This window comes from Amycolatopsis sp. NPDC104587 (genome assembly GCF_055583645.1).
Genome location: NZ_JBVJNO010000014.1, coordinates 39,669 through 57,174, shown reverse-complemented (window position 1 = coordinate 57,174; position 17,506 = coordinate 39,669). Strand labels below are relative to the sequence as shown.

The following is a 17,506-nucleotide window of genomic DNA, read 5'->3' as shown; positions in this document are numbered from 1 at the left end:
CGGTCAACCCAAGCCGTTCAGCTCGATCACCCGCGAATACCAGTGCGCGCTCTGCTTCGGGGTGCGGCGCTGGGTCGCGTAGTCGACGTGGACCAGGCCGAACCGCTTCGCGTAGCCCTCGGCCCACTCGAAGTTGTCGAGCAGCGACCAGTAGAAGTAGCCGCGCAGGTCGACGCCCGCCGCGATGGCGTCGTGCGCTGCTCGCAGGTGGGAGTCGAGGAACGCCACTCGGTCGGTGTCGACGATGTCGCCGCCGTCGGAGACGACGTCGGGGTACGCCGCGCCGTTCTCGGTGATGTACAGCGGGACCCGGCGGTAGCCGCGGTGGACCTGCAGCAGCGACTCCGTCAGGCCGGCCGGCTGGACCTCCCAGCCGGAGTCGGTGTGCGCCGCCGCCGGGTCCGGGACGAAGTGGACGTCGCCCGCCCCGACCCACTCCGGGCCCGCCGGCTCGCTGCCCGGCACCGGGCGGCCCGCGACGCGGTAGTCGCGGTAGTAGTTCACGCCCAGCCAGTCGACGGGCGCGCCGATGACCGCGGCGTCCTCGTCCCGCACGACCGAGCCCAGCCCGAACGGCGCGAGGTCGGCGACGAGGTCGTCCGGGTAGCCGCCGCGCAGCACCGGGTCGAGGAACAGCCGGTTCTGCAGCCCGTCGATGCGGCGGCACGCGGCGACGTCGGCGACGTTCGCCGGGTCGTGCGGGACGACCGGGTAGAGGTTCAGCGTGATGCCCGCCGGGACGCCCGGCGCGTGCCGGCGGATCACGTCCATCGCCAGCCCGTGGCCCAGCAGCAGGTGGTGCGTCGCGGCGACGGCGGCGGGGTGGTCGGTGCGGCCGGGCGCGTGGATGCCGCCCGCGTACCCGAGCATCGCCGCGCACCACGGCTCGTTGAGCGTCGACCAGCTGGCGACGCGGTCACCCAGCCGGGCGAGCACCGTCTCGGCGTAGTCGGCGAACCGGAACGCGGTGTCGCGCGCCGTCCAGCCGCCCTTGTCCTCCAGTGCCTGGGGCAGGTCCCAGTGGTAGAGCGTCGCCCACGGCTGGATCCCGGCCTCCAGGAGCCGGTCGACCAGCCGGTCGTAGAAGGCGAGCCCGGCGGTGTTGGGGGCGCCGCCGTCGGGGCGGACCCGCGGCCACGCCAGCGAGAAGCGGTAGGCGCCGAGGCCGAGCCGGCGCATCAGGTCGACGTCTTCGCCGTAGCGCCGGTAGTGGTCGGCGGCCGGGTCGCCGGTGTCGCCGCCCACGACCGCACCCGGACGGCGCGCGAAGACGTCCCAGACCGAGTCGGTGCGCCCGTCGGCCGTGGTGGCTCCTTCCACCTGGAACGCCGCGGTGGCGGCGCCCCAGACGAAGCCGGGCGGGAACATCGACGCGGTCTCCGCCCGGACGTTCTCCGACCGGACACTGTCGGGATGTACGGACATGGTCACCCTTTCACGGCACCTTGCATGATCCCGGCCACGATCTGGCGGCCGAGGAGGACGAAGACGATGAGGATCGGGATGGTGGCCAGGGTCGTTCCGGCCAGCACCAGCGAATAGTCGACGTAGTAACCGCTCTGGAGCTTCTCCAGCGCCACCTGGACGGTCGGGTTGCCCGCGTCCAGGACCACCAGCGGCCAGAGGAAGTCGTTCCAGGACGTCATGAACGTGAACATCGCGAGGATCGCCGCGGCCGGGCGCACGGCGGGCAGGCAGACGTTCCAGAAGATCCGGATCATGCTGCAGCCGTCGACGCGCGCGGCCTCGATCAGCTCGTACGGCAGCGCGTCCACTGTGTACTGGCGCATCCAGAAGACGCCGAACGCGGTGACCAGGTTGGGCACGATCACCGACTGCAGGCCGCCGGCCCAGCCGAGCTCCGACATCGCGATGAACAGCGGGATGATGCCGAGCTGTGTTGGCACGGCGAGCGTCACCACGATGAACACGAACATCCCGTTGCGGCCCTTGAACCGCAGTTTCGCGAAGGCGAACCCGGCCAGCGACGAGAACAGCACGGTCGTGAGGGTGACCGTGCCGGACACGATGACGCTGTTGGCCAGTGCCTTCCAGAACGGGACGGTGTCGAACACGCGGGCGGCGTTGGCGAAGAAGTTGCCGCCGGGCACGAACGGCGGGATGCGCTCGGTGAGCATCCCGTTGTCGCGGCTGGCCACCAGGAACGACCAGTAGAACGGGAACAGCGAGCCCAGCACGAAGATCGCGAGCACGATGTAGGTCGCCTTGCGCGGTTTTCCGAGCGTGGCGACGCTCCTGCGCAGTCCACTCTGGAGGGTCGTCATTTCTTCTTCACCCCCGGGGTGCGCGCGAGCCGGCCGGTGAGGAAGAAGTTCACCAGCGCGATCAGCACGATGATCACGAACAGCACCCAGGCGATCGCCGAGGCGTAGCCGAGGTTGTAGTTCTCGAACGCCGATTGGTACAGGTACAGCGTCACGGTCTGGAACTGGTTGGTGGAGCCGCCGTTGTTCGACCCGGGCAGGGCGTCGAACAGCTTGGGCTCGGTGAAGATCTGCAGGCCGCCGATCGTCGAGGTGATGGTGACGAAGATCAGCGTCGGCTTCAGCAGCGGCAGGGTGACGGCGGTGAAGCGGCGCCACGTGCCCGCGCCGTCGATCAGCGCCGCCTCGTGCAGCTCCTTCGGGATGGCCTGCATGGCCGCCAGCACGATCAGGGCGTTGTAGCCGGTCCAGCGCCAGTTCACCATGATCGCGATGGCGACGTGGCTGCCGAAGCGGCTGGCCTGCCAGTCGACCGGGTCCAGCCCGATCGTCTGCAGGACGCCGTTGATCAGCCCGTACTTGGGGCCGAACAGGTTGGCGAAGATGATGCCGATCGCGACGAGGCTGGCCGCGTACGGCAGCAGGATGCCGACGCGCCAGCCGGTCGCGCCGCGCAGCCGGGCCCCGAGCAGCGCCGCCAGCAGCACCGCGATGATCAGCTGCGGCACGCTGGACAGCAGGAAGATGCTGACCGTGTTGGTCAGCGCGTTCCAGAACTGGGAGTCGGCGAACAGCTCCTTGAAGTTGTCGAAGCCGATGAACTCCGGGTTGTCGTCCCCGGCCTTCCAGTCGAACAGCGAGACGTAGGCGGTGTAGAGCAGGGGGAACAGCCCGACGATCCCGAACACGACGAAGAACGGCGCGACGTAGAGGTACGGCGATACCTTGACGTCCCACCGGCTCAGCTTGTGCCGGAAGGTGGGCCGGGAAGACACTCGCTTCCCGGCCGTACTCCCTTCCGGCGCGACCTTGTCGATGACGGTCATGAGGTCAGCGGGTGATCTTCTTCGCCGAGTCGACCAGTTGCTGCCAGCCGTCCGCCGCCGACTTGCCCTGTTCGACCGCCTGCAGCGCCGGGCTGGAGGCGTTCTCCTGGATCTGGCCGTCGCCCGGGCCCTTGTACTGCGGCTTCTGGACCTTCTTGGCCTGCTCGGCGAACAGCTCGCCGACCTTCGCGTCGCCGAAGTAGGCGTCGGTCTGGCTCAGCAGCGCGGGGTCCGACAGCGCCTTGACCTGGCTCGGGAAGGTGCCCTTGGCCTGGAACGCCTTGATCTGCTGCTCCGGCGCGGTCAGCCACGCGGCCAGCTCGGCGGCCTCCTTCGGGTGCTTCGACTGCGTCGGCACGGTCAGGTACGAGCCGCCCCAGTTGCCGCCGCCGCCGGGGAAGGCCGCGGTGACCGCCCACTTGCCGGCGTTGTCCGGGCCGGCCTGCTCCTTGATCACGCCGAGCATCCAGGCGGGGCACACCTTCGTGGCGAACGCGCCCTGCTTGAAGCCGGTGTTCCACTCGTTGCTGAACGCGGTCAGCTTGGCCGACTCGCCCTTGGCGACGGCGTCGGTGACCTTCGTCCAGGCGTCCTTGATGCCCTGGTTGCCCTCGACGGCGAGCTTGTCGTCGGAGCCGATGTAACCCTGGGGGAGCTGGTTGACCATGGCGTTGAAGTTCTGCGCGGCCGAGTCGAACCAGGCCTTGCCCTTGGTCTTCGAGACGTAGTCGGCGCCGGCGGCGAAGTAGCTGTCCCAGGTGGCGAACAGCGGCTTGACGGCCTCGGGGTCGGTCGGCAGGCCCGCCGCGGCGAACATGTCCTTGCGGTAGCACATGGCGAGCGGGCCGATGTCGGTGCCGTAGCCGATGACCTTGCCGTCCTTGGTCTTGGCGGCGTCGTACTTCCAGCCGAGCCAGCGCTCGGGGGAGGCGTCGGCGGGGCCGATCTTGCTCAGGTCGTTGAACTTCGAGCCCTTGTCGAGGACGTCGGAGAGATGACCCTCCTCGACCGCGGAGACGTCGGCGAGACCGGAGCCGGCGGCCAGCTTGGTGATGAGGTCCTGGTGGTACGGGCCGCCCTGGCCGGTCTTGCGGTGGGTGATCTTGATGTTCGGGTGCAGCCGCTCGTACTCCGGGATGAGCGCCTCGTAGCCGAACTCGGTGAACGTCGCCAGCGTGAGGTCCACGTGCTCGTTCGGACCCGCTGCCGCCGGGGTTTCGTCACCGCCGCCACCGCAGGCCGTGGCGCCGAGCGCCGTCATCGTGATGCCCAGTGCCAGGACCAGGCCGTTCCGGATCGTTCTCACGTGTCCAACCACCTTGTTGACGGGAATGAGCGCTCCTACTGCTGGGAGCCAAACTGGGAGCGCTCCCAGGTGTCGCAGAGTCTGGTTGGGGCCTCGACCGGTGTCAAGGGGTCGTAACCGGAGCGTTTTCTGCGAGGAGCGCTCCCGGACCGTGCGCACGAGTGCCGGTTAAGCTGTCCGCGTACAGGTGGTGGCGGGAGCGAGGGCGGTAGGCGTGGGGCCTCGAGCAGGGGATGAAGAACGGCCGACACTGGAGGACGTCGCGGCGTTCGCCGGCGTGTCGCGGTCGACGGCGTCGCGCGCGTTGAACGACGACGCGTACGTCAGCGCGGCGGCGCGCGAGAAGGTCCTCGCCGCGGCCCGCGACCTGGGCTACTCCCCGAACCAGGCGGCGCGGTCGCTGGTCACCCGCCGGACCGGGGCGATCGCGGTGGTGCTGTCGGAGCCGGAGGCCCGGCTGCTCGACGACCCGTACCGCACCGCCGTCATGCGGGCCGGCTACCGCGAGCTCGCCGACGTCGGCCGTCAGATGGTGCTGATCTTCAGCGACACGCGCGAGGACCTGAGCAAGACCGTCCGGTTCCTGGAGGGCGGGCACGTCGACGGCGCGCTGGTGTTCGCGCCGCACCGCGCCGACCCGCTGCCCAAGGCGCTGCGGCTGCTGCGCATCCCGGTGGTGTTCGGCGGGCAGGCGGCCGGCATCCGGCGCGGGGTGCACGTCGTCGACTTCGACAACGAGGGCGGCGCCCGGCTGGCCGTGGAGCACCTGGTCGCGGCCGGACGGCGGCGGATCGGCACCATCGCCGGGCCGCAGGACCAGAGCGCCCCGATCGACCGGCTCGCCGGCTGGCGCAAGACCCTCCTCGACACCGGGCTCGACCCCGCCGACCTGGCCGAAGAGGCCGACTTCACGCTGGCCGGCGGCGCTTCGGCGATGTCGGCCCTGCTCACCCGGCACCCGGACCTCGACGCGGTGTTCGTCGCCAGCGACATGATGGCGGTGGGCGCGTTGCGCACGCTGGACGCGGCCGGCCGCCGCATCCCGGACGACGTCGCGGTGGTCAGCTTCGACGACAACGCGACCCTGGCGCCGGCCATGGACCCACCCCTGACGTCGGTCCACCAGGACCCGCGCGAGCAGGTCCACGCGATGGTCGAGACCCTGATCCAGCTGCTCGACGACCAGAACCTCAAGCCGCGGCAGCAGATCCTCCCGGTCTCCCTGGCGGTCCGCGCCTCCAGCTGACCCCCCGATCACGCGTGTCGACCCTTCCCGCACGGGCCGATCGGCGAACTCGTGTGTCTGAAGGGGTCGACACGCGTGATTGAAGGGTCGACACGGCCGGGGGCGCAGGTGGCTGGGAGCGATCCCGCCTGAGGTGCACGCCTTTGGCGCTAAACGGTGTTTCCTTGGTACTGAGGGTGACCGTGGAACTGGGCCGGACGAGTGAACGGGCGACCATCGGGGGCGGCTGTTCAGGAGCGTTCAGTGCGCCGGGGCGGGCCGGGAGCGTAGGTGTGACGTCCGCGGCCGCGGTGTGCTTCTGACTCGATTCTTTACATCCACGTTTCCGGCTGGCTACCGTCTGCGCCTGGAAGCGCTCCCAGATCGCTGGCTCCCTACGGACAAAGGAGTTCCGAAGCCATGCGTTCCTCCCCCCGATGGCGCCTTGCGCGCCGAACGCGCTGGTTACGCGGCCGCGCGCTGACCCTGGCCTCGGCCGTGGTCGCGTTCACCGCCGCGCTGGTCGTCCCCTCCTCGGCGCTCGCCGCCGACGTCGCCTGTTCCGTCACCTACACCACCAGCGACTGGGACACCGGGTTCACCGCGAACGTCTCGCTGCGCAACGACGGCGCGCCGCTCGACAGCTGGAAGGTCGGCTGGACCTTCCTCGACGGCCAGAAGGTCCAGCAAGGCTGGAGCGCCACCTTCGCCCAGACCGGCGCCGCGGTCACCGCGACGAACCTCTCCTACAACGGCCACCTCGACACCGGGGCGAGCACGAGCTTCGGCTTCAACGGCTCGAAGGGCTCCGCCAACCGCCCGCCCACCGACTTCTCCGTCAACGGCACCGCGTGCACCGGCGCCAACAAAGCCCCGACGGTCAGCCTGACCTCGCCCACGAGCAGCGGCACCTACTACGCCCCGGCCACGATCCCGCTCGCCGCCACGGCCGCCGACTCCGACGGCACGGTGAGCAAGGTCGAGTTCTACGCCGGCGACAGCCTGCTGGCCACCGACACCACCGCGCCGTTCGAGGGCAGCTGGGCGAACGTCCCCGCCGGGACGTACTCGATCACGGCCAAGGCCTACGACAACAAGAACGCCTCGACGTCGTCGAGCCCGGTGAGCGTGAAGGTCCTTTCCGGACCCACCATCGTCGCGACCCCGGCGACCACGCAGGTCAAGCAGGGCGGGACAACCACGTTTGCGGTCAGTCTCGCCGGCGCGCCGACGAGCTCGGTGACCGTCGGCGTCGCCCGCACGGCTGGCAGCACCGACCTCACCGCGAGCCCCGCGAGCCTCACCTTCACCACGTCGAACTGGAGCACCCCGCAGAACGTCACGGTGAAGAGCGCCGACAACGGGGGAGCGCTGGGCAGCGCCACCTTCACCGCGAGCGGCACCGGCTACACCGCGGCCACCGTCACGGTCACCGAGATCTCGTCGTCCACTTCGGACTACCAGCTCGCGTTCCTGACGCAGTACAACAAGATCAAGGACCCGAACAACGGCTACTTCCGCAAGTTCGGCAGCATCCTGGTGCCCTACCACTCGATCGAGACGCTCATCGTCGAGGCGCCGGACCACGGCCACGAGACGACATCGGAGGCGTTCAGCTACTACCTGTGGCTGGAAGCGTCCTACGGGCGGATCACCGGTGACTGGGCGCCGTTCAACCAGGCCTGGACGTCGATCGAGACGTACGCGATCCCGTCGGCGGCCGACCAGCCGGGCAACTCCGGGTACAACGCGAGCAAGCCGGCCACCTACGCGGCCGAGTACCCGAGCCCGAAGTCGTACCCGTCGCAGCTGCAGACCGGCGTCTCCGTCGGCAGCGACCCGATCGCGGCCGAGCTCAAGGCGGCCTACGGCTCGGCGGACGTCTACGGCATGCACTGGCTGCTCGACGTCGACAACATCTACAAGTTCGGCCACTGCGAAGACGGCACGAACACCGCGCCCGCGTTCATCAACACCTTCCAGCGCGGTTCGCAGGAGTCGGTCTGGGAGACGGTGACCCAGCCCAGCTGCGACACCCTGAAGTTCGGCGGCAAGAACGGCTATCTCGACCTGTTCACCGGTGACTCCGCCTACGCCAAGCAGTGGAAGTACACCGACGCGCCGGACGCGGACGCCCGTGCCGTCCAGGTGGCCTTCCAGGCGGAAAAATGGGCAGCCGCCCAAGGCAAGAGCGCCGACGTCGCGGCCGTCGTGAAGAAGGCGTCGAAGATGGGCGACTACCTCCGGTACTCGCTGTTCGACAAGTACTTCAAGAAGATCGGCAACTGCGTCAACCCGAGCAGCTGCCCCGCCGGTACCGGCAAGGACAGCGAGCACTACCTCGTCTCCTGGTACTACGCCTGGGGCGGCTCGCTCGACCAGAACGCCTGGGCGTGGCGCATCGGTGACGGCGCGGCGCACCAGGGTTACCAGAACCCGCTGGCCGCGTACGCGTTGTCGGCGGATCCGGGCCTGAAGGTGACGTCGGCGACCGGCGCGAGCGACTGGGCGACCAGCCTCGGCCGGCAGCTGGAGTTCCTGCAGTGGCTCCAGTCGTCCGAAGGCGGTCTCGCCGGTGGCGCGACCAACAGCTGGGACGGTCAGTACGGCACCCCGCCGTCCGGGACGCCGACGTTCTACGGGATGTTCTACGACCAGCAGCCGGTCTGGCACGACCCGCCGAGCAACCAGTGGTTCGGCTTCCAGACGTGGGGCATGGAACGGATCGCCGAGTACTACCAGGCGACCGGCGACGCCCGCGCGAAGAAGATCCTCGACAAGTGGGTTCCGTGGGCGATCGCGAACACCACGGTCGGGGCCGGCGGCAGCTTCCAGATCCCGGCAGACCTCGGCTGGAGCGGCGCGCCGGACACCTGGAACGCCACCAGCCCGGGCTCGAACACGAGCCTGCACGTCACGGTGAAGAACTACAGCAACGACGTCGGGGTCGCGGCTTCGCTGGCCAAGACGCTCCTCTACTACGCGGCCGGCTCGAGCAACGCCCAGGCCAAGACCGTGGGGGAGAGCCTGCTGACGGCGCTCTCGGCGAACACCGACAGTAAGGGCATCGCGGTGCCGGAGACCCGGACGGACTACAACCGGTTCGACGACGCCTACAACGCCACCACCGACCAGGGCCTGTACGTGCCCTCCGGCTGGACCGGCACGATGCCGAACGGCGACCCGATCAACGCCTCCTCGACGTTCACCTCGATCCGCTCCTTCTACAAGAGCGACCCGCAGTGGCCGAAGGTCCAGTCCTACCTGGACGGTGGCGCCGCGCCGACGTTCACCTACCACCGGTTCTGGGCGCAGTCGGAGATCGCCACGGCGTTCGCCGCCCACGTCGCCCTGTTCGGCTGAAAGGCATTCGATGAAGCGACTGCTCGCCCTCGCGGTCGCCGCACTGGTCGGGGGCGCCGTTCTCACGGCGTCCCCGGCCACCGCGGCCCCCACTCCCGCACTTTCACGTGAAAGTGCCCACCTGGGGTCCGCACTTTCACGTGAAAGTGCGGCCTCGGGGACCGGGATCGGCTATTGGCACGCGTCCGGCTCCCAGCTCGTCGACGCCACCGGTGCGCCGGTGCGGATGACCGGCGTCAACTGGTTCGGCGCCGAGACCGGCAACTACTCGCCGCACGGCCTGTGGAGCCGGAACTACAAAGACATGCTCGACCAGATGGCGAGCCTCGGCTACAACACGCTGCGGCTGCCGTATTCCAACCAGCTCTTCGACCCCGGCGTCAAGCCGAACAGCATCGATGCCGTCCAGAACCCCGACCTGCAAGGGCTTTCCGGCCTGCAGGTGCTCGACAAGATCATCGCGTACGCCGGCACCAAGGGCATGCGCGTCATCCTCGACCAGCACCGGCCGGACTCCGGCGCGCAGTCCCCGCTCTGGTACACCAGCGCGTACCCCGAGAGCCGCTGGCTGTCGGACTGGACGATGCTCGCCCAGCACTACAAGGGCAACACCACGGTGATCGGCGCCGACCTGCACAACGAGCCGCACTCGATCCAGGGTGGCGGCGGCGCGTGCTGGGGCTGCGGAGACACCGCGACCGACTGGCGGCTCGCCGCCGAACGCGGCGGGAACGCCGTTCTCGCCGCGAACCCCGACTGGCTGGTCATCATCGAGGGGGTCGACTGCGTCAGCGGCACCGGTGACCCGCAGTGCGGCTGGTGGGGCGGCAACCTCTCCGGCGCGCGGCAGTTCCCGGTGCGACTGTCCAAACCGGACAAGCTGGTGTACTCGGCGCACGAGTACGCGACGTCGGTGTTCGCCCAGCCGTGGTTCTCCGACCCGTCGTTCCCGGCGAACCTGCCGGCGTTGTGGGACCACTTCTTCGGTTACCTGCAGAAGCAGAACATCGCGCCGGTGCTGCTCGGCGAGTTCGGCACCACCCTCGCCGACCCGCGCGACAAGACCTGGCTGCAGGAACTGATGAAGTACGCCGGGACCGGGGCGACCGGGATGAGCTTCACGTATTGGTCGTGGAACCCCAACTCCGGCGACACCGGCGGCATCCTCAACGACGACTGGACCACGGTCAACCAGGCCAAGCAGGCAGTCCTGCAGCCGTACCTCATCCCCCCGGTCGGCGGCGGTGGCGGGACGACAGATCCGCCGCCCGCGGTGAGCTGCGCGGTCACCTACCACGTCGACAACGCGTGGCAGGGCGGGTTCGTCGCCTCCGTGACGCTCAAGAACACCGGCACCACCCCGCTGAAGACCTGGGCGCTCGGCTGGATCGCGCCTTCGGGGACGCAGATCACCGGCGGCTGGGGCGCCACCGTCACCCAGTCCGGGCAGCAGGCGAGCGCCAAGGCGCCCACCTGGGCGCCCGATCTCGCCGGCGGCGCCTCGACGTCGATCGGCTTCCAAGCGACCGGCGCTTCCGGCGGGACACCGACCGGGTTCGCCGTCGGCGCCACCTCCTGCACATCCTGACAACCCGAAGGAGCACACTCGATGAAGAGTGAATTCTGGTCCCCGAAGAGGAAGGTGCGGCTCGCCGCGGCTTCCTCGGTGACGGCCGCCGCGGTCGTCGCGGGGCTGCTGGTGGCGGGCGGCAGCCCGGCGGTCGCCGCCACCGGCTGCAAGGTCACCTACGCGACCAACCTGTACGAGCCCGGGTTCACCGCGAACATCACGGTGACCAACCTGGGCGACCCGATCACGTCCGGCTGGGACCTCCAGTGGGACTTCGCCGGCAACCAGCAGGTCCAGCAGGGCTGGAGCGCGACGTTCTCCCAGAGCGGCAAGCACGTCAGTGCGAAGAGCCCGTCCTGGGGCGCCACGCTGGGCACGAACGCCACCGCGAGCCTCGGCTTCAACGGCCAGTACTCGGGCTCGAACGCCGTCCCGGCGTCGTTCACCCTCAACGGCGTCGTCTGCGACGGCTCCACCGGCGGTTCGACCACCACGCCGACCACCCCGACGACACCCACGACCCCGACCACGCCCACCACGCCGAACCCCGGCACCCACGTGGACAACCCGTACTCCGGCGCCAAGGGCTATGTGAACCCGGACTGGTCGGCCTCGGTGACCGCGGCGGCCGCGGCCAAGGGCGGCACGCTCGGCGCGCAGATGGCCAAGGTGGCGAACACCTCCACGGCCGTCTGGCTGGACCGGATCGCGGCGATCGAGGGCACGTCGAGCGCGCGCGGCCTGCGCGGGCACCTCGACGCGGCGCTGGCCCAGCAGAGCGGCGGGACGCCGGTGACGATCCAGATCGTCGTCTACGACCTGCCGAACCGCGACTGCGCCGCGCTGGCGTCCAACGGTGAGCTGCAGGCCGGCTCGAACGGCCTGGCCCGGTACAAGAGCGAGTACATCGACCCGATCGCCTCGATCCTGTCGGATTCGAAGTACGCGCCGCTGCGGGTCGTGGCGGTCGTCGAACCGGACTCGCTGCCCAACCTGATCACCAACACCGCGACGGCCAAGTGCGCCGAAGCGCAGTCCACCGGGGCCTACACCCAGGGCATCCAGTACGCGCTGAACAAGCTCCACGCGATCTCCAACGTCTACAACTACCTGGACATCGCGCACTCGGCGTGGCTGGGCTGGGACAGCAACTTCGGCCCGTTCGTGAACCTGGTCAAGCAGACGCTGCAGGGCACGACGGCCGGGGTGAACAGCATCGACGGCTTCATCAGCGACACGGCCAACTACACGCCGCTGACCGAGCCGAACCTGCCCGACCCGAACCTGACCGTCGGCGGCCAGCAGATCAAGTCGGCGACGTTCTACCAGTGGAACCCGTACTTCGCAGAGGTGCCGTTCGCCACCGCGATGTACACCGCGTTCGTCTCGGCCGGCCTGCCCAGCGGCATCGGCATGCTGATCGACACCTCGCGCAACGGCTGGGGCGGCTCGGCCCGGCCCGGCAGCGCGTCCGGGTCCACTGTGGACAGCTACGTGAACTCGGGCCGGGTCGACCGGCGGCTGCACCGCGGGAACTGGTGCAACCAGAGCGGAGCGGGGCTGGGCACGCGGCCGACCACGTCGCCCGCGGCGCACTTCGACGCCTACGTCTGGATCAAGCCGCCGGGTGAGTCCGACGGCGCGAGCTCGCAGATCCCGAACGACGAAGGCAAGGGCTTCGACCGGATGTGCGACCCGACCTACCACGGCAGCGACCAGGCCAACGGCGGCAACCTGACCGGCGCCCTGCCGAACTCGCCGCTGTCCGGCAAGTGGTTCCAGGCCCAGTTCGAAGAGCTGGTCCAGAACGCCTACCCGCCGGTGCAGTAACCCCGCAGTGCTCCCGGGCCGGGCGGTGCCGCGCAGCCGCCGTCCGGCCCGGGTCTCCACCCCGTCCACTCCAGGAAGGAACCGCTCATGAAGAACCGGCTACGGGCCACACTGGCGTCGTTCGGAGCCGCGACCGTGCTGCTCTCCGGCGGTGTGGTGCTGACCGCCCCGCCGGCGGCCGCGGACACGCAGCTGTGTGACAAGTACGGCTCGCTGCGCATCCAGGGCGGCAAGTACATCGTGCAGAACAACAACTGGGGCGACGACACGACCCAGTGCCTTTCGGTGTCCGCCACCGGGTTCACCGTCACGACGGCGTCGCACAACCGGCCGACCAACGGCGCGCCGGGCAGTTATCCGTCGGTGTTCGCCGGCTGCCACTACGGCAACTGCAGCAGCGGCAGCGGCCTGCCCCGGCAGGTCCGGTCGATGGGTTCGCTGCGGTCGCATGTGGACTACGCGACCGTCCAGGCCGGACAGTGGGACGCGGCCTACGACGTCTGGTACGACCCGAACCCCAACCCGGCCGGGCAGAACACCGGCGCCGAGGTGATGATCTGGGGCAACCACCGCGGCGCCCCGCAACCCGTCGGCAGCGTCATCGGGACGGCGCAGCTCGCCGGGGCGACGTGGAACGTCTGGTTCGGCAACATCGGCTGGAACGTCATCTCCTACGTCCGCACGTCCGGCACCGACAGCCTCGACGTCAACCTGAGCGACTTCACCCGGGACGGCGTCAACCGCGGCAAGATCAGCGACGCCTGGTACCTGACGAGCGTCCAGTTCGGCTTCGAGCCGTGGCAGGGCCAGACCGGGCTGGGCGTGCGGTCGTTCAGCGTGTCCGGCTAGAGGTCCTTGCGGAAGGACAGCCGGTCCAGCCCCGGCCCGTCGTAGTCGGGCTGGACCGGCAGTCCGCCGAACTCCTTCGGGCCCGGCTCGGTGACGAACCCCAGCCGGGTGTGGAACGCGTGCGACCCCTTGTTGACCGGCGACGTGATCGCGCGGACGGTCGTGCGCCCGTTCGCCCGGCTGTAGGCGAAGAACCGCTCGTACAGCTCCGCGCCGAGCCCGTTGCCGCGCTCGGCCGGGTCGACACCCACGAAGTGGATGTAGCTTTCCGCCGGCCGGGACGGTGAGAGGAAGCCGATCAGGAACGCGACGATCCGCTCGTCGGAGGTCACCACGAAGCTGCTGTCGGTGAAGTGCTGGAACATCAGCTTGGGCAGCAGCAGGGCCCGCTGACGGGAGGCTTCCGGGCCGCCCATGCCGTCCCACCAGCGGTCGAGGACGGCCAGCACCGGCAGGTGGTCTTCGGGACCCGGGCGGCGGAGGTCGTAGTGCCGCCAAGGTGGGGAGAGGGGAGTGGTCATGACCGGCACCCTGCCTGCTCCGGCGGGCCCGCGCGAGCGGGTTTTGCCGGTCCCGGCCTCACGGCACCACCCGGTGCACCCCGATCAGCACCTGCTGCCAGACGGCGGCCGGGTCGGCGCCCCGCTCGACCGACCCGAGGGCGGGCGCGATCACCGTCTCCTGGATCTTGCCGTCACCCGGTCCCTTGTACTGCGGCTTCCCGACTTTTCGTGCCTGGGCGACGAACACCTGCCCGCTCAGCGCGCCGCCGAAGTAGCCGTTCATCTCGCTGAGGAGGTCGGGGGAGGTGAAGGCGTCGACCTGGCTGGGGAAGTTCCCGCTCACCCGGAACGCGTGCAGCTGCTGCTCCGGCGCGGTCAGCCACGCGGCGAGCGCGGCGGCCTCCTTCGGGTGCTCGCTCGAGGACGGCACGGTCAGGTAGGAGCCGCCCCAGTTGCCACCGCCGTCCGGGAAGGCGTCGGTGATCGCCCACTTGCCGGCGTTGCCCACTCCGGCCTGCTGTTCGATGACACCGAGCATCCACGACGGACAGACCTTCGTCGCGAAGGCGCCGAGGCGCAGGCCGTTGTTCCCGTCGTCGGCGAAGGCGGTGAGCCCGGCCGACTGGCCCTGCTTCACGGCGGTGGTCACCCGGTCCCAGGCGCCGCGCAACGCGGTGTTCGTTTCCAGCGTCGAGTGGTCTTCGCGGTCGAGGTAGCCGACCGGGAGCTGGTTGACCATGGCGTTGAAGTTCTGCGCGGCGGAGTCGAACCAGGCCTTGCCCTTGGTGCGCTTGACGTACTTCTCGCCCGCCGTGAAGTAGCTGTCCCAGGTCGCGAACATCGTCTTCACCGAGCCAGGATCGGTCGGCAGCCCGGCGGTTTCGAGGAGGTCCTTGCGGTAGCACATGGCGAGCGGGCCGATGTCCGTGCCGTAGCCGACGAGCTTGCCGTCCTTGCTGCGGCCGGCCTCGTACTTCCACTCCAGCCACCGGCCGGGCTTGACGTCGGCGGGCCCGATCTCGGCCAGGTCGGCGAACTTCCCGGACTGCGCCAGGACGTCGGCGAGGTGTCCTTCTTCGACGGCTTGGACGTCGGCGAGCGGTTGGCCGTTCTGCAGCTTGGCCAGCAGGCCCTGGTGGTACGGGCCGCCCTGCTCGGTCCGGACCTGGGTGACGGTGATCCCGGGGTGGGTGAACTCGTAGCCGGGGATCAGGTCGTCGTAGCCGAACTGGCCGAACGTCGCGAGGGTCAGCGTGATGGCTTCGGGGGTGCCCGGCCCGCACCCGCCGGTCAGGACGAGCAGGACGAGCGTGACGGCGACGGCCAGCCGTCTTCGGATCTGCCTCATGTGCGCGCACTCCCCGGTCGCCTGCCACTCCCTCGTGACTGGGAGCGCTCCCGGACGGAGTGTTGTTCGCGAGAGCCCCGGGTGTCAAGGCGCACGACGGCGGGTGTCCGCGCGGACACGGACCGGCTTTCCGGTGGTGTCCGGTGAAACGGCCGACGGTCACCGACATCGCGCGAGAGGCGGGAGTGTCCACAGGGGCCGTTTCGTACGCGCTCAACGGCCGGCCGGGCGTCTCGGAGGAGACCCGCCGCCGCGTCACGGAGACCGCGCGGCGGCTGGGCTGGTGCGGCCCCGCGCCGGCCGGCACCGGGGTCACCGGCCTGGTGCTCGACCGGCCGCCGGAGCTGCTGCTGGGGGCGCTGCTGGCGGGGTTCGAGGCGGAGCTGCTGGTGCGGATCGCGCCGGACCGGGAGACCGAGCTGGTGGTGTACCGGCGCTGGCGGGCCGAACGGAGGGTGGACGGCGTGCTGCTCGCGGGGCCGCGGAATGCCGCGGAGGTCGGCCTGCCGGCGGTGGTGCTCGGCGGCCCCGGCGGCGTGCCGGGCGTGCCGTCGGTGTGGGTCGACGACGTGGCTGGGGTGGGGGAGGTGCTGGAGTACCTCGCGGCGCTGGGACACCGGCGGGTGGGGCGGATCGCGGGAGCGGCGCCGTTCGCGGACGCGGGAGTGCGGGAACGGGCGTTCACCGAGGCGGCGGCGCGGCTCGGGCCGCCGGCCACGCGAAGGGGCGACGCGCCGACCGTCCACCCGGGACACCCCGAACCCTCTGCCGACGCGGTCCGCCGGGTGCTCGCCACCGACTCGGGACATCCCGAATCCTCCGCCGACGCCGTCCGCCGGGTCCTCACCGCCGACCCACGTCCCACGGCGCTTCTCTGTGATACCGACACCCTCGCCGTGGCGGTCCTCGTCGCGGCGCGCGAACTCGGCCTCTCCGTGCCCGGGGACCTCTCCGTCGTCTCCTGGGACGACACCCCGCTCTGCCGCCTGGTCCGTCCCGCGCTCACCGCCGTGCGGCGTCCCTTGGCCGAGCTCGGCTCACTCGCCGCGTCGGTCCTGCACGACCTGCTCGCCGGGGAACACCCCGGTGATGTCTGCGCGTCGCGGCCCCGGCTGATCACCCGGGGCAGCACCGGCCCCGCCCGCTGACGGACGGGACCGGCGCCCGGTCAGCTGCCCTGGCAGGTCGGCGTCGGCTGGGCCGGGTTGGTCCCCGGCGCGTTGACGACCAGCCCGAACGTCGTCTCGCCGTCGGGCTCCACCCGGCCGTTCCAGTCGGCGTTGCGGACCGTCACCACCGAGCCCGACTGGCTCAGCGTGCCGTTCCAGACGCTGCCGACCGTCTGGCCCGTGGGCAGGGTCCAGCCCACCTGCCAGCCGCGGTAGGCCGCGGTGCCGTGGTTCATCACCGTCACCGTGGCCTGGTAACCGCCGCTCCAGGAGTTGGTCACCTCGTACATCGCCATGCACGAGCCGCCCGAGGGCGGGGGGTCGGTGGGGGTGGTCGGCGTCGTGGTCGGGGTGCCCGGCGAGTGGACGCCGGTGACTTCGCCGTGCCCGCCGTCGAACGTGACGTCCGAGCAGCCGTAGAACGTTTCGGCGCTGTCGGAGCGCTTCCACACCGAATAGACGACGTGCCGGCCCGACTTGCCCGACGGCAGCGCGCCCGTCCACTTGTACTGTCCGTCCACCGTGCCGACCTGGCCGGTCACCGGCGGGTGGTCGACGGTCAGGAACGGCTGGTCCTCCAGCGAGTCCCAGGTGAGCGGCTTCGAGGGATCCCAGCCGTCCTTCGTCACGTAGGTGGAGAACCAGCCCGGGTGCGCGGCCCACGCGTTGTAGGAGAAGTCGAACGTGGCCCCGGCGGTGAGGTGCGTCAGCGGCCAGTCGCCGACCTGGTCGAAACCGGCGTAGCCCGGGTTGCCGCCGGAACACAGCTTTCCGTCCGGGATGAACCCGCGGGTGCGCCCGGCGCCGTCGGAGCGCAGCACGGCGAACCAGTTGTACAGCGAGTTGGCGCCGCTGGTCGCCACGGCGGCCGAGCAGGCCGGGTTCTGCGGGATGATCTGGCCGGTCGGGCTGAGCCCGTCCTGCCAGCACAGGAACGTCCGGCTGCCCGGTTTCATCAGGGCGCCGTGCGCTTCGGCGGTGCCGGTGTCCAGCAGGATGGCCGTCAAGCTGGCCAGCAACACGGTGACGGCGGCGAGGATCGTACTTCGTCTCCTGGTCACGTCTGTCCCTT

General features: G+C 70.2%; 13 protein-coding genes. 6 read left to right on the top strand and 7 right to left on the bottom strand.

The window, feature by feature from the left end; translation table 11 throughout:
* Positions 1-3 precede the first annotated feature (3 nt).
* Genes ACZ61C_RS36170 through ACZ61C_RS36155 form a run of 4 tightly spaced genes read right to left on the bottom strand, consistent with a single transcriptional unit; the run spans position 4 to position 4,577 of the window.
* Positions 4-1,425, bottom strand: a complete 1,422-nt coding sequence (locus tag ACZ61C_RS36170) for a GH1 family beta-glucosidase (RefSeq protein ID WP_465312403.1) — start codon at positions 1,423-1,425, stop codon at positions 4-6.
* 2 nt (positions 1,426-1,427) lie between these two features.
* The gene (locus ACZ61C_RS36165; protein WP_465312402.1) at positions 1,428-2,285 is read right to left on the bottom strand and encodes a carbohydrate ABC transporter permease; all 858 of its coding nucleotides are present in this window, start codon (positions 2,283-2,285) and stop codon (positions 1,428-1,430) included.
* The gene (locus tag ACZ61C_RS36160; protein WP_465312401.1) at positions 2,282-3,271 is read right to left on the bottom strand and encodes a carbohydrate ABC transporter permease; all 990 of its coding nucleotides are present in this window, start codon (positions 3,269-3,271) and stop codon (positions 2,282-2,284) included. Before ACZ61C_RS36160 ends, ACZ61C_RS36165 begins: the two co-directional genes overlap by 4 nt.
* 4 nt (positions 3,272-3,275) lie before the next feature.
* Positions 3,276-4,577 (bottom strand): ABC transporter substrate-binding protein, encoded by a 1,302-nt coding sequence (locus ACZ61C_RS36155; RefSeq protein ID WP_465312400.1) that lies wholly within the window; start codon positions 4,575-4,577, stop codon positions 3,276-3,278.
* A 250-nt stretch (positions 4,578-4,827) separates the two neighbouring features.
* On the opposite strand from ACZ61C_RS36155, the gene ACZ61C_RS36150 reads away from it, so the two are divergent.
* From ACZ61C_RS36150 to ACZ61C_RS36130, 5 genes are all read left to right on the top strand, one after another.
* On the top strand, positions 4,828-5,823 hold the full coding sequence (locus ACZ61C_RS36150; protein ID WP_465312609.1) for a LacI family DNA-binding transcriptional regulator: 996 nt from the start codon (positions 4,828-4,830) through the stop codon (positions 5,821-5,823).
* Between the two features lie 399 nt (positions 5,824-6,222).
* Positions 6,223-9,165 (top strand): glycoside hydrolase family 48 protein, encoded by a 2,943-nt coding sequence (locus ACZ61C_RS36145; RefSeq protein ID WP_465312399.1) that lies wholly within the window; start codon positions 6,223-6,225, stop codon positions 9,163-9,165.
* Between the two features lie 10 nt (positions 9,166-9,175).
* Positions 9,176-10,753 carry a cellulase family glycosylhydrolase gene (locus ACZ61C_RS36140; protein WP_465312398.1) on the top strand — a complete coding sequence of 526 codons (1,578 nt, stop codon included), beginning with the start codon at positions 9,176-9,178 and terminating at the stop codon, positions 10,751-10,753.
* A gap of 21 nt (positions 10,754-10,774) precedes the next feature.
* On the top strand, positions 10,775-12,565 hold the full coding sequence (locus ACZ61C_RS36135; protein WP_465312397.1) for a glycoside hydrolase family 6 protein: 1,791 nt from the start codon (positions 10,775-10,777) through the stop codon (positions 12,563-12,565).
* A gap of 87 nt (positions 12,566-12,652) precedes the next feature.
* A complete protein-coding gene (locus ACZ61C_RS36130) occupies positions 12,653-13,414 on the top strand; it encodes a GH12 family glycosyl hydrolase domain-containing protein (protein ID WP_465312396.1) in 762 nt (253 codons plus the stop codon).
* Here the strand turns inward: ACZ61C_RS36130 and ACZ61C_RS36125 are convergent.
* Positions 13,411-13,935: a GNAT family N-acetyltransferase gene (locus tag ACZ61C_RS36125; RefSeq protein ID WP_465312395.1), complete on the bottom strand. Its 525-nt coding sequence runs from the start codon at positions 13,933-13,935 to the stop codon at positions 13,411-13,413. The genes ACZ61C_RS36130 and ACZ61C_RS36125 overlap by 4 nt on opposite strands.
* Positions 13,936-13,993: 58 nt before the next feature.
* On the bottom strand, positions 13,994-15,265 hold the full coding sequence (locus tag ACZ61C_RS36120) for an ABC transporter substrate-binding protein (RefSeq protein ID WP_465312394.1): 1,272 nt from the start codon (positions 15,263-15,265) through the stop codon (positions 13,994-13,996).
* Between the two features lie 143 nt (positions 15,266-15,408).
* On the opposite strand from ACZ61C_RS36120, the gene ACZ61C_RS36115 reads away from it, so the two are divergent.
* On the top strand, positions 15,409-16,413 hold the full coding sequence (locus tag ACZ61C_RS36115) for a LacI family DNA-binding transcriptional regulator (RefSeq protein ID WP_465312393.1): 1,005 nt from the start codon (positions 15,409-15,411) through the stop codon (positions 16,411-16,413).
* Positions 16,414-16,433: 20 nt separating this feature from the next.
* Here the strand turns inward: ACZ61C_RS36115 and ACZ61C_RS36110 are convergent, their stop codons facing one another.
* The gene (locus ACZ61C_RS36110; protein WP_465312392.1) at positions 16,434-17,495 is read right to left on the bottom strand and encodes a lytic polysaccharide monooxygenase auxiliary activity family 9 protein; all 1,062 of its coding nucleotides are present in this window, start codon (positions 17,493-17,495) and stop codon (positions 16,434-16,436) included.
* Positions 17,496-17,506: the final 11 nt, after the last annotated feature.

Coding starts and splice junctions, on each gene's coding strand:
- ACZ61C_RS36170 (WP_465312403.1), bottom strand. CDS start 1,425: ATGTCCGTACATCCCGACAGTGTCCGGTCGGAGAACGTCCGGGCGGAG.
- ACZ61C_RS36165 (WP_465312402.1), bottom strand. CDS start 2,285: ATGACGACCCTCCAGAGTGGACTGCGCAGGAGCGTCGCCACGCTCGGA.
- ACZ61C_RS36160 (WP_465312401.1), bottom strand. CDS start 3,271: ATGACCGTCATCGACAAGGTCGCGCCGGAAGGGAGTACGGCCGGGAAG.
- ACZ61C_RS36145 (WP_465312399.1), top strand. CDS start 6,223: ATGCGTTCCTCCCCCCGATGGCGCCTTGCGCGCCGAACGCGCTGGTTA.
- ACZ61C_RS36140 (WP_465312398.1), top strand. CDS start 9,176: ATGAAGCGACTGCTCGCCCTCGCGGTCGCCGCACTGGTCGGGGGCGCC.
- ACZ61C_RS36135 (WP_465312397.1), top strand. CDS start 10,775: ATGAAGAGTGAATTCTGGTCCCCGAAGAGGAAGGTGCGGCTCGCCGCG.
- ACZ61C_RS36130 (WP_465312396.1), top strand. CDS start 12,653: ATGAAGAACCGGCTACGGGCCACACTGGCGTCGTTCGGAGCCGCGACC.
- ACZ61C_RS36125 (WP_465312395.1), bottom strand. CDS start 13,935: ATGACCACTCCCCTCTCCCCACCTTGGCGGCACTACGACCTCCGCCGC.
- ACZ61C_RS36120 (WP_465312394.1), bottom strand. CDS start 15,265: ATGAGGCAGATCCGAAGACGGCTGGCCGTCGCCGTCACGCTCGTCCTG.